Raw genomic sequence first — 10,652 nt, forward strand, 5'->3', positions numbered from 1 at the left:
TCTAGCCTCGGATGATGCGCTCCAGCTCCTCGAAGGTGGGGCGGTAGACCTCGGGCACGGAGCGCCGTCCGAACTCCAGGGCGATCATGGGAGTGGCCCCGTGGGCTGTGCCGGAGATGGTGGCGCGGATCACGCCGAAGAAGGCGTCGCGCTCCTGGGCGCGGTTTTCGAGCTTGGTGGCCATGGGGCCGACGAAGCCGTAGCAGAGCAGCACGCCCAGGAAGGTGCCCACCAGGGCCGCGCCGATGGAGTGGCCCAGTTCATCGGGCGGGGCCGTGATCTTCTGCATGGTGAGCACCACGCCCAGCACCGCGGCCACAATGCCCAGGCCCGGCAGCGACTCGGCCACCTTGGAGAGGTTGTGCGCCGGCAGATGGGAGAGCGCGTGCATGGACTCCATGTCCGCGTGCATGATGCCCTCGATCTCGGCGGGCTCGCCCGTGACCAGATAGACCCGGAAGGTGTCGCAGATGAAGCGCACCACGGAGGCGTCCTCCCGGATGCGGCGGTGCTGGCTGAAGATGATGCTCGACTCGGGGTGCTCGATGTCCTGCTCCACGCTGGAGAGCCCCTCGCGCCGGATCTTGATGAGCAGGCGCGCCAGGAGGCTCAGGAGCTCCAGGTAGTCCTCCCGGGCGTAGTGCTTGGAGGAGAACACGTCCAGGAGGTTGCGGCCGATCAGCGTGAGGGTGGTGCGGGTGGAGCCGATGAAAAGCGAACCCAGGGCTGCGCCGCCGATCACCAGGACCTCGGCGGGCTGGAAGAGCACGCCGAACTTGCCGCCCGCCACCCAGTAGCCCCCCGCCACGCAGGCCACCACGACGAGAATGCCAAAAATCGCGATCATTGCGTCTCCCTGCCCTCGGGAACGCAGGGGGAAGATCCCGCGAGGGCGTTTTCGATCTCGGCCAGGAGGTTGTCCAGGTCCAGGCCGGGGTTCCTCCGTTCGGTCACGGGCAGTCCGCCCCGGGCGATGTTGTCGCACCAGCGGGCCAGGGCGGTCACGCCCGCCTGGCGCGCGTCCAGGAACTCCAGGGCCTTCTCCAGTCGCGATCCCACGGCGAAGCGCAGGAAGCGCGCCCCGGCGAAGAGTCCGTGCGGCGTGTCGGCCACGCGCACCAGATGGCAGCAGGTGAACACCGAGAGCACCCCGAAGGGGTCGTCCTGGGTCGGGTCCCAAAGCTGGAGGTAGATGTAGACCTTGCAGGTCTGCCGAAGCCAGTCGGCGTCTTCGGGCCGCAGTTGGAGGAGCACGCCGAGCCCTCTGATGGAGAGGTCCGTCAGCAGCAGGCGGCCGTGGCCCAGGCGCGAGAGGGTCAGCCTCGGCCTGCCAAGGCAGGCGGGGGTCACGCGCGCGCTCTCTTCGGCGGGGCCGGGCCACAGGGCCAACTCCCGCAGGTGGGAGGCGGGCACCTCCACCCGGTAGTCTGCGCGCCGGTTGGAGGCATCTCCCGCGCTGACAGACTCGCCGGGTTGCTCCATCCTCCATGAATACCACGTGGCGGCTCGCCGCGCAAGGCCGCGTGCGGCTGCGCTCGGGGTGTTGTAACAACGGACGCCGGAGGCTATGGTAGCGCTGGAAACCGCCATGACCCACTCACACGCCCCCCCGAGAAAGCTTTCAGGACCGGACGCCGAATCCGGCGACGCCCCCGCGCGGGATGCGTCCGCTTCCCCGGCGGAAGGCCTCCTGGCGCTGGCGTCGGCCCTGTTCTCCGGCAGCCAGCTGGCCAGCCTCCTCCTGGATTCCCAGGGCCGCGTGCTGGAGGCGAGTCCGGCCACGGAGGGAGTCTTCGGCCTGGATGCCCCGCCGCGCCAGGGCCTGCAAGCCGCCGAGATGCTCACGGGCGTCGCCAGGGAGCGCTTCCGGGAACTTGCGGCCCAGGCCGTGTCGCCGGGCCTGGAAGGCGTCGAGGCGGTCTCCTTCGAACCTGCCGGGGGCGGTGAGCCGCGTTCGGTCGCGTTGTCGGCGCATCCTGTTCCCGAAGCCGCGCCCGGGGGGCCTGCCGTGGCCGTGCTCGCCCGCGACGTGACCGAGGAGCGCCGCGAGGTGGAGAAGCTGCGCCGGGGCGCGCTGGACGTGATCCGCCTCAACGCCGACCTGCGCCGGGAGTCCGCCGCCAGGCAGGCGGCGCTCCAGGCCTTGGAGGAACTCTCCGGGCGGTTGCGCGGCGTGCTGGAGGCCGCCTCGCGGGTGGCCATCGTGGCCACCAGCCCCGCCGGAGTGATCAGCGTGTTCAACCCCGGCGCGGCCAATCTTCTGGGGTACGAGCCTGCCGCCATGGTGGGCCTGGAGACCCCCCTGGCATTTCTGGACCCCGACGAGATCGCCCGGCGCGGACGGGAGCTGGCGGCCGCAGGGGGCGAGCGCCCGGCCGGTCTCGCCGTGCTCATGGCCCTGGCCCGCTCCGGCCGTCGAGACCTGGGCGAGTGGACCCTCGTGCGCAAGGACGGTTCGCGCTTCGCCGCCGAGGTGGTGCTTTCGGCCATCGAGGGGGCTCAGGGGGCCGAGGGCTACCTGCTGGTGGCCGTGGACGTTTCGGGCCGCAAGGCCGCCGAGGAGGCCATGGCCGAACGCGAGGCCAGGCTGCGGGCGGTGCTGGACGGCGCAGGCGACGGCATCCTGGCCGTGGATCAGGACGGGCGCATCGAATCGGCCAACCGCGCCGCCGAGGAGATGTTCGGGGCCGCTCCCGGAGGCCTTTCCGGACGCCCCCTGACGGAGGTGGCCCCCAAGGTCCGGCTGGAGGGCCTGTGCGCCCTTCCTGCCGAAAGACCCGCGCGGCGCGCGCGCAAACCCGCTCCGGGCTGCGCCGTGAAGACCCGCGAAATGGCCGGGCGCCGCCTGGACGGAGGGGCCTTTCCCATGGAGCTCACGGTCTCGGCCGTGGATCTGCCCTCCAGGCGGCTGTGCATCTGCATCGCCCGCGACATCACCGCCCGGGTGAAGGCCCAGGAGGCCCAGCGGCTCTACACCCGTCGCCTGGCCGAGCAGCAGGCCGCCCTGGAGCGCGACCTCAAGGCCGCCGCCGAGATCCAGAAAAGCCTGCTCCCCTCCCGCCTGGCCCCGGACCCGCGCTACGAGGCGGGCTGGCTCTTCCGGCCCAGCGCCGCCATCGGGGGCGACATCTTCAACATCCTCGCGCCCGCTCCGGACCGCATGGACGCCTACATGCTCGACGTGAGCGGCCACGGCGTGCCCTCGGCCCTGGTGGCCGCCGCCGCCGCCCAGGCCATCCTCCTGCACTCGCGCGAGGACGCGGCCTCGGGCCTGCCCCCGGCCCCGGACCGGGTGCTCGCCGCACTGGACGGCGAATTCCCCCTGGAACGCTTCGACCGCTACTTCTCGCTCTTCTATTGCAGCGTGGACCTGGCCAGGGGCCGCCTGCGCCACTGCAACGGCGGACACCCGCCCGCGCTGCTGGCCAGGAGCGGGGAGATCCAGGAACTGGACGAAGGCGGCACCGTGGTGGGCCTGGGCGGACTGCTGCCCTTCACCACGGGCGAGGTCGCCCTGGAGCCGGGGGACACGCTTCTCATCTATACCGACGGGCTCACCGAGCTGGAGGACCGCAAAGGCCGCCCTTTCGGGATGGAGCGCGTGCGCGCCTGGCTTCGCCGCTCCAGGGGCATGGCGGCGGCCGATGCTCTGGAGCACCTGTCCGCCGAGATCGGGACGTTCGGAGGCCCCGCCGGTCCCCAGGACGACCTCTCGGTGCTGCTCATCACCTTTCCCGGGGGAGGGGTTCCCCGCAAGGAGACCGGATGAACGTCATGGAAAACATGCTTGGCCCCGTGGCCGTGGTGACCCCCCTGACCCCCCGCCTGGACGCGGCCTCGTGCGCCGCCTTCCGGGACCGCCTCGAGCAGGTGCTGGAAAGGGGGCACGAACTGGTGGTGGTGGACCTCTCGGCCGTGGAGTTCATGGACTCCACGGGGCTCTCGGCCATCCTGCGCGCCCTGCGCGCCCTGGCCGGGCGCGGCCGCCTGGCCTGCGCGGGCGCGGGCGCGGGGGTGCGCAAGCTCCTGGAAGTGACCAAGCTCGACCAGGGCCTCCTGGACATCCACCCGGACGCCGAAACGGCCGCCAGAGTGCTGGCCCAAGGGCGGGAGGCCAGGCCGTGAAACCGCTGCGAAACCTGACCATGACCATCGACAGCTCGCTGGAGAACGTCTCCCTGGTGGGCAACGCACTGCGCGGCCTCCTGGAGCGCGAGGAAGGCCCCGCGGAGGATGCCGCCCTGGTGGAGCTGGCCGTGTGCGAGGCCGTGAACAACGCCGTGATCCACGCCTACGGGCGCAGGCCGGGCCAGACCGTGGAGGTGTCGCTCACGCTGGGCGCGGGCCGCCTGGAAGTGCGCGTGGCCGACAGGGGCAGGCCCTTCGAGGCCTTCCCGGAAACGCTGCCGGGCATGCCCGACGCCGGGGAGCTGGACGACGTGCCCCTGGGCGGCTGGGGCCTGCGCATCATCGGCCAGGTGATGGAGCACGTGGACTACCGTAGCGAGGAGGGGCGCAACACCCTCACCATGTCCCGGTCCTGGGGCGCGGCCGTGTCCGGGGAGGCCTGAAACGCTTGCGGCCCCGGGCGGCGGGGGCCGGAGTCGGCTGGCGGGGGGCGGTTGCCAAAGGCGCGGGCATGGCATACACGTCAGAAAGGACGCCCGTCGGGGACCTGACGCAGCCTCTTCCCGAACCATGACCCAACGAACCGTCCCTCCCGCCGGGAGGGATTCCCCGCGTCGACGCGTCCGCCGGGAATGATCCAGAACACCGCCAAACAGCTGAGCGCGCGAAACGTCCTGGAAGGGCTGCGCAAGGGGCTCACGCGCTTTTCCGGCATCTGCCGGGCGGCGCTCATCATGGCCGAGAGCCCGGCCTCGCCCCTCACCGTGCACGACCCCCGCAGGCTCCTGCGCGGCCACGAGCCCAAGCTGGCCAAGGTCTTCCTGGAATCCGACGAGTGGCGCTCCCAGGCCCCGGACACCCTGTCCATGAAGCCTTTCGGCCAGGCCGTGTGGGCGCCCAAGCTGCACCTCACCGGGCTCATCTGCTCGGGGGGCTATTCCCAGCCTCTCTTCTACCAGATGTGGTTCACCGAACTCCATCCCAACATGTGCTCCACCGGCCCCACCGAACGCTGGCTCGAGCACGCCTCCTGGCTGCTGGCCCACGACTACGCCTCGGAGGGCGCGTTCTTCACCTCGGCCTCCAAGCACGCCCTGGAGGCCTTCGAGCAGCACGCCGTGCGCAACCACCTCTTCACCGAGATGTCGCGCACCCTGGGCCGCCCGCCCCAGGTGCCGCTCTATCCCATCCTGGAGGCCGTGCTGGCCGTCTCCTCCACCCGCGAGGAGGGCCAGGCCCCCTCCGGGCGCATCATCTTCGTGGAGCCGCGCGACGCCCAGGACATCCCCTGGCTGGTGCGCTTCCCGGCCACCGAGCGCCCCTCGCTCTCCAACGCCAAGCACGTGCGCAAGCTCCTGCTGGCCGTGGAGGACTCCACCCGCCGCCTGGTCAGCGACGGCGAGCGGGTGCTGGGCATCAGCGCCCCGGCGGGGCACCTGGCGGCGCGTCTCACCGCCGACTTCCAGGACCGCTTCGGCTTCCTGCGCCTGGGCGGACGCCCCGTGTGCAGCTTCGTGGACGGGGCCTACCAGTCCAGCACGCGCAAGCCCAACCTGGTGCTCCTGGAAGAGGCCCTGCTCGAATCGAACCTCTCTCCCGACGACGCCAGCCGCCTCTTCCACATCGTGACCGCCGTGGTGGACGAGGCCCGGCGGCGCGGCTTCGGCTGCTCCCTCGTGCTCGACCCCGAGGGCTCGCTCCCGCCCATGGCCGGACAGCACGTGGACCCGCCCCTGGACCTGGACGACCCCCAGAACCTGGACCTGGCCAAGTCCCTGGCCAAGCTCGACGGCGCGCTCCACCTCACGGGGGGGTCGAACCTGGCGGCCTTCGCCTGCCTGCTCGACGGCAAGGGCGTGGAATCCGAAGACCGCTCGCGCGGGGCGCGCTTCAATTCGGCCCTGCGGTTCACGGCCATGCACCGGGGCATCATCGCCGTGGTGGTCTCGGCCGACGCGCCGGTGTTCATCTTCCAGGGCGGCGTGCAGCTCAACGCCATGTGCGACCTGGGCCACGAGGACGACCTGGACCTGACCCCTCCCGCCCTGGCCGACTGGCTGGAGGGCCAGTGAGACGTTCCACCGCCTGGGTGCTCTACGTGCGCCGCCGCGACGGCAGCCTGCGACGCGGCCTGCGCCTGCCCGCATGGGTCCTTGGCCTGGCGGTTCTGGCGGCTGCGGCGGGGACGGTCCATCTGGCCTGGAGGCTGCCCGACCTGGCCGGGCTCGCCGGGCTGGATGTCCTGGAACGCGGCGAGGAAGGCTCGCGCCAGGCCTGGCGCGAGGCGCTCCTGGCGCAGCACGGCCGCCTTGCCGCCCTGGCCCGCGAGCTCGACGCCTCGGCCGGCTTCAACGCGGGCCTTGCCTCCGTGGTCAAGCTGCCCCCGGCGCGCGGTCCGGAGCGGTCCATGGGCTCGGCGGGGCAGGTGGAGGGGGGCTTCGCCGACGAGATGCGTCTGAGCCGCCAGCTGGCCGCCACCTCGCGCGCCCTGCTGGAGGAGATGGCCTTCCAGGAGGCGCGCCAGCGCCTGCTGGCCTCCATCCTGCGCGAGCGCGCCACGGAGCTGGCCGGACGGCCCTCCCTGTGGCCCGTGCGCGGCGCGCTCAACTCCGATTTCGGCTACCGCTTCATGGGGCGCGCGCGCGATTTCCACAACGGCGTGGACATCGGCGTGCCCGTGGGCACGCCCGTGTCGGCCCCTGCCGACGGCACGGTGTCCTTCGTGGGGTACGAGTCCGGCTACGGGCTCATGGTGGTCATCGAGCACCGCAGCGGCGTGAGCACCGCCTACGCCCACCTGCGTTCGGCCGAGGTGGCGCCGGGCGAGGAGGTGCGGCGCGGGGTGCGCATCGCCCACTCGGGAATGAGCGGGCGCACCACCGGCTCGCACCTGCATTACGAGGTGCGCGTGAACGGACAGCCCGTGGACCCCATGCCTTTCATGGTCAATTAAGCTTTGTTCAGGTTGGGCCGTCCTGCTTTACGCTGGACGCTCAAACGCGTATGCAGCCCCATCCCCGGAAGCTCTAAGTCCAAAGGTCCAAGAACCATGACGAAAACCCTACGCCTCGTTTCCGCGCTGCTGCTCCTTTCGGCTTTCGGCCTGGGCGCGTGCAGCAAGCTGGAAGTCTACGACCGCAATCTGCAGTACATGAACCCCACCATCTACCAGATGGAAAAGGAAGCCGTGGCCCGCGACCTGGGCGTCGCCCAGGTCCAGTTCGCCCAGGCCGAGGCCTCCGGCGATCCCCAGCGCATCAAGGAAGCCCGCGCGCGCCTGAAGGACATGGAGACCAAGCAGCGTTCCATCACCTCGGAAGACAGGCGGCGCAACCGCACCTGGTAGCCGCTTCGCGGCCTGCCCCTCGCCGCCCCGGGAGGGACCGTCCGCGCTGTCGACGCGGTTCGTCCGGTCCGGGCGGTCGCTTCGGCCGGTCCATTCCGGCCGACGCCCGTCGGAACGGCCCCCGCGCCCGCACCGCGCGCATCAGGCGTAGCGCCGCCGCAGAACCTTGAGCACCGCGCGCAGACGGTGGGTGTAGTCGTGTCCGGCCAGCACCCGGGCCCTGGCGGCCAGGGCAACGCGCTCGCGTTCGGCCGGGCGGGCCAGGAAGTGGCGGGCCAGGTCCTCGATCTCCCCCGGGTCGGCGTAGGTGGCCGACTCCTTTCCCGGCTCGAAGAGTTCGTCCATTTGCTCGCGGCGGTCCGTGAGCAGGAACCCCCCGCACGCGGGCACGTCGAAGGCCCGCTGGTTCACCGCGCCTTTCATCTGGAGGCTGGTGGCGTTGAAGTTCACCTTGCTGCGCGGGTAGAAGCCCGGCAGTTCCTCCCGGTAATCCAGCGGCGGGTGGAAGCTGAAGCCGTCCCCCGGCAGGAGCTTGCGCCAGCCGTCGTCCCCGGCCACCAGGGGCGCGAAGGGCGCGAGCCGTTTCACGCAGTCCAGGCGGTAGAGCCGCGTGGCCTCCCAGGTGACAAGCTGTTCCAGGTCCAGCCGGGCCAGGGGATCGTCCAGGGATTTCCAAAGGGCCAGCAGGTCGGGGCGTCTGGCGCGGAAGAAGGAGATGGCGTCGCGCTCGGGGGCCAGGGCGTAGTCCGGCGCGGCGGCTCGGGCGGCCAGGGCCGCGCCCGGGTGTTTGCGGAGCCGACTGGACAGCCGGGCCGAGGGCTGGGCCATGGAGTCGCCCACGAAACTCACGTCGCGCTCCCAGGCCGCTTTGCCGTGAGCGCCTGGGGCGAAGAGCGCCGTGTCGCAGCCCAGGGGCAGCCAGCGGGGATCGTGGAAACCGGCCCCAGACAGGAAGGGCAGGGTGTCGCGGTCCCAGGTGAAGGCCTGGCACCAGGGGCTCGCCAGGCCGGGGAATTCGTGCAGGATGAGCCGGGGGCTGTCCACGAACCAGGTGGCCAGGGGCAGGGCCATCTTCTCGAACAGGGCCATGATCTCGCCCTGGCGGTCGAGCCCCAGGTGGTTCACGGTGAGCGCGAAGTCGGGCCTGAAGGTGAAGGCGGCCTCCAGCAGGGCTTCCACGTAGGCGCCGCTGACGCGCTCCCCGAGGGGGAGGCTGAGCGCCATGGAGCGCCAGCCGAGGCGCTCCATGGCCGAAAGCGCCTCGCGTTGGAGGAAATAGCCGCTGGTGAGCACCAGGGCGCGGGGCTGGGGCGAGCGGAAGCGCGGCCTGCGCACGGCCTCCCAGAAGCCGCTTGCGGCTTGGCCGGCCACGGGCCTAGCGCCTCGATTTCGATTTGGACTTGTCGGGTTCGGCCTTCTGGGAGCGGTCCTGTTCCTTCTTGCGGGAGAGTTCGGCCACCCGGGCGTTGAGAGCGTCCACCTGGTGCTTGTTCTGGGCGGTGAGCTTCTGGATGCGCTGCTCGCACTGGTTCTTGAGGTCCAGGTCGCGGGCGGCCATGTCTTCCTTGAGCTTCTTGATTTCGCCTTCCTGCGCGGCCAGGAGCTGGTTCTTCTGTTCGAGCTGTTTTTTCAGGTCTTCACCGGAGCAGCCGCCCAGGACGGGCGGCAGCAGGGCCAGGATCAGGGCGAGGGCCAGGGGGGTGGCGAGGGTCTTGGGGGTGGAGTGCATGGGGGTCCCTATTTGTTTTTGCGGACCAGTTTGCCCTGTTCGTAGACTTCGTCGCGCACGAGGGCTCCGTCCGGGGCGTATTCCTTGAGGGGGCCTTGCAGCTTGCCGCCCTGGAACCCGGCCTCCGTGCGCAGCACGCCGGATTCGTCCCACAGTTTGGACTGCTCGGAGAACTTGCGGCCGTCGCGGAAGCGGGCCACGGTCTCCTCCTCGATGCGCCCGTTCTCGGCGTAGCGCCTGATGGTCCAGGTGTCCTGGGCCACCGTCACCTCCTCGGCCAGCTGGCCCGATTCGTACCAGAGCCTGCTCCAGGCCAGCCTGCCGGCCTCGTAGCGGGCCTCCAGGCGGGGCTTGCCGGAGGCGTGCAGGTCGCGCACGAGGCCCGTGAAGGGGGCGTTGTCCCCGGCCTTGTGGATGAGCCCGCCGCGCTCCTCCATCTCCTCCGGGGAGACGGAAGGCTGGTCCATGGACCGGGCCGACACGGCGCTGAAGGCCAGAAGCAGGAGGAGGAAAAGGACGCGCATCGAAGCCTTGATACCCTCAAGACGAATTGGCTGGCAAGGGCCAAGCCCTGCTTGCTTTCCAGGGAAGTTGGCATTAGCTTCCCCAGACGCGGCCTTGCCCGCGAATCCGGGAGCCTCCACCGTCATGAGCCTGCCACCGACCCAAAAGCGCGACAAATCCACCTCCTTCTTCTCCCCCCACCGAGGCGATCTCTTCGTGGTGTGCATCTGGGTCGTCAGCCTGGTGCCCGCGTTTCTCATTTCGGTTTTCAAGAAGGACCCGCTCTACGCCTCGTTCATCACCATCCTCATCCAGTTTCTGGCCTCGTTCGGCTCCATCACGCTCTTCGGCGTGATCAGCCAGCTCTTGTGCTACCGCTACATAGAGTCCTCCGACGTGCACGACCGCATCATGGACGGGCTTTTCTACGGCTTCCACGCGGGCATGATCCTTTGGATCGTCTACGCCTTCTTCGGCATGCTCTTCGGCATGCGCGAGGTGGGCGAGATCAACGCCCTGGTGGGTTTTTCCGGGATCATGTGCATCACGTCGTGCGTGCTCGGCATCTTCCTGGGCTTCGTGGTGGGCCGCTTCGAGGAGCGCAAGCGCAACAAGGGCTTCTAGCAGCCTGTTGGAAAATCCTCGCTGGCTGCGTTGCAGGGAAAAAGCCAAACCCTCACATATGGGAAATATGCTTCGGGCTTGGCCTTTCCCCTGCGCCTTGCCAGCAAGTTTTTCGAACAGGCTGCAAGAATCGACTTTATCAACGGGCTTCTAGCGGCCTGTCAGCGCCCGTCCCCGTCCGCCAGGGGGAAGCGCAGGGTAAAGACCGTGCTCCCGCCTCCGCTTCGCGCGCTCACCGCGCCGCGCAGCGGAGGCGGGAGCACGGTCTTTCCCCTGCGCCTTGCCAGCAAGTTTTTCGAACAGGCTGCAAGAATCGACTTT

13 protein-coding genes are annotated in these 10,652 nt (G+C 70.1%); 8 read left to right on the forward strand and 5 right to left on the reverse strand.

Features of this window, described 5'->3' with window-relative positions:
• Position 1: 1 nt before the first annotated feature.
• Together motA and ACV4UX_RS02570 are read right to left on the reverse strand one after the other, a co-directional pair.
• Positions 2-847, reverse strand: a complete 846-nt coding sequence (gene motA, locus ACV4UX_RS02565; RefSeq protein WP_491591766.1) for a flagellar motor stator protein MotA — start codon at positions 845-847, stop codon at positions 2-4.
• Positions 844-1,482: a hypothetical protein gene (locus tag ACV4UX_RS02570; protein WP_491591767.1), complete on the reverse strand. Its 639-nt coding sequence runs from the start codon at positions 1,480-1,482 to the stop codon at positions 844-846. Before ACV4UX_RS02570 ends, motA begins: the two co-directional genes overlap by 4 nt.
• Before the next feature lie 106 nt (positions 1,483-1,588).
• On the opposite strand from ACV4UX_RS02570, the gene ACV4UX_RS02575 reads away from it, so the two are divergent.
• From ACV4UX_RS02575 to ACV4UX_RS02600, 6 genes are all read left to right on the forward strand, one after another.
• Complete coding sequence (locus ACV4UX_RS02575) at positions 1,589-3,769, forward strand: SpoIIE family protein phosphatase (protein ID WP_491591768.1); 2,181 nt, start codon at positions 1,589-1,591, stop codon at positions 3,767-3,769.
• Positions 3,766-4,125 carry an STAS domain-containing protein gene (locus ACV4UX_RS02580; RefSeq protein WP_491591769.1) on the forward strand — a complete coding sequence of 120 codons (360 nt, stop codon included), beginning with the start codon at positions 3,766-3,768 and terminating at the stop codon, positions 4,123-4,125. Before ACV4UX_RS02575 ends, ACV4UX_RS02580 begins: the two co-directional genes overlap by 4 nt.
• Positions 4,122-4,571: an ATP-binding protein gene (locus ACV4UX_RS02585; protein ID WP_491591770.1), complete on the forward strand. Its 450-nt coding sequence runs from the start codon at positions 4,122-4,124 to the stop codon at positions 4,569-4,571. The genes ACV4UX_RS02580 and ACV4UX_RS02585 overlap by 4 nt, the downstream gene beginning before the upstream one ends.
• Positions 4,572-4,760: 189 nt before the next feature.
• A complete protein-coding gene (locus ACV4UX_RS02590) occupies positions 4,761-6,200 on the forward strand; it encodes a DNA integrity scanning protein DisA nucleotide-binding domain protein (RefSeq protein WP_491591771.1) in 1,440 nt (479 codons plus the stop codon).
• Complete coding sequence (locus ACV4UX_RS02595; RefSeq protein ID WP_491591772.1) at positions 6,197-7,081, forward strand: M23 family metallopeptidase; 885 nt, start codon at positions 6,197-6,199, stop codon at positions 7,079-7,081. The genes ACV4UX_RS02590 and ACV4UX_RS02595 overlap by 4 nt, the downstream gene beginning before the upstream one ends.
• Positions 7,082-7,177: 96 nt before the next feature.
• Positions 7,178-7,474 (forward strand): hypothetical protein, encoded by a 297-nt coding sequence (locus ACV4UX_RS02600; protein ID WP_491591773.1) that lies wholly within the window; start codon positions 7,178-7,180, stop codon positions 7,472-7,474.
• Between the two features lie 141 nt (positions 7,475-7,615).
• Here ACV4UX_RS02600 and ACV4UX_RS02605 read toward each other — a convergent pair whose 3' ends face one another.
• From ACV4UX_RS02605 to ACV4UX_RS02615, 3 genes are read right to left on the reverse strand one after another with little or no spacing between them, the layout of a single operon-like run.
• Positions 7,616-8,845 (reverse strand): CgeB family protein, encoded by a 1,230-nt coding sequence (locus ACV4UX_RS02605; protein WP_491591774.1) that lies wholly within the window; start codon positions 8,843-8,845, stop codon positions 7,616-7,618.
• 4 nt (positions 8,846-8,849) lie between these two features.
• Positions 8,850-9,203, reverse strand: coding sequence for a hypothetical protein (locus ACV4UX_RS02610; RefSeq protein ID WP_491591775.1), 354 nt, complete (start codon positions 9,201-9,203; stop codon positions 8,850-8,852).
• Positions 9,204-9,211: 8 nt separating this feature from the next.
• Positions 9,212-9,727, reverse strand: coding sequence for a toxin-antitoxin system YwqK family antitoxin (locus ACV4UX_RS02615; RefSeq protein ID WP_491591776.1), 516 nt, complete (start codon positions 9,725-9,727; stop codon positions 9,212-9,214).
• A gap of 124 nt (positions 9,728-9,851) precedes the next feature.
• On the opposite strand from ACV4UX_RS02615, the gene ACV4UX_RS02620 reads away from it, so the two are divergent.
• Both ACV4UX_RS02620 and ACV4UX_RS02625 read left to right on the forward strand, forming a co-directional pair.
• Entirely contained in the window at positions 9,852-10,331 is a 480-nt protein-coding gene (locus tag ACV4UX_RS02620) for a hypothetical protein (RefSeq protein ID WP_491591777.1), read from the forward strand.
• 78 nt (positions 10,332-10,409) lie between these two features.
• A partial coding sequence (locus ACV4UX_RS02625) for a hypothetical protein (RefSeq protein ID WP_491591778.1) occupies positions 10,410-10,652 on the forward strand: 243 nt, incomplete at its 3' end.

It is taken from the genome of Fundidesulfovibrio sp., from assembly GCF_058402725.1.

Coding starts and splice junctions, on each gene's coding strand:
- motA (WP_491591766.1), bottom strand. CDS start 847: ATGATCGCGATTTTTGGCATTCTCGTCGTGGTGGCCTGCGTGGCGGGG.
- ACV4UX_RS02570 (WP_491591767.1), bottom strand. CDS start 1,482: ATGGAGCAACCCGGCGAGTCTGTCAGCGCGGGAGATGCCTCCAACCGG.
- ACV4UX_RS02575 (WP_491591768.1), top strand. CDS start 1,589: ATGACCCACTCACACGCCCCCCCGAGAAAGCTTTCAGGACCGGACGCC.
- ACV4UX_RS02580 (WP_491591769.1), top strand. CDS start 3,766: ATGAACGTCATGGAAAACATGCTTGGCCCCGTGGCCGTGGTGACCCCC.
- ACV4UX_RS02590 (WP_491591771.1), top strand. CDS start 4,761: ATGATCCAGAACACCGCCAAACAGCTGAGCGCGCGAAACGTCCTGGAA.
- ACV4UX_RS02600 (WP_491591773.1), top strand. CDS start 7,178: ATGACGAAAACCCTACGCCTCGTTTCCGCGCTGCTGCTCCTTTCGGCT.
- ACV4UX_RS02610 (WP_491591775.1), bottom strand. CDS start 9,203: ATGCACTCCACCCCCAAGACCCTCGCCACCCCCCTGGCCCTCGCCCTG.
- ACV4UX_RS02615 (WP_491591776.1), bottom strand. CDS start 9,727: ATGCGCGTCCTTTTCCTCCTCCTGCTTCTGGCCTTCAGCGCCGTGTCG.
- ACV4UX_RS02620 (WP_491591777.1), top strand. CDS start 9,852: ATGAGCCTGCCACCGACCCAAAAGCGCGACAAATCCACCTCCTTCTTC.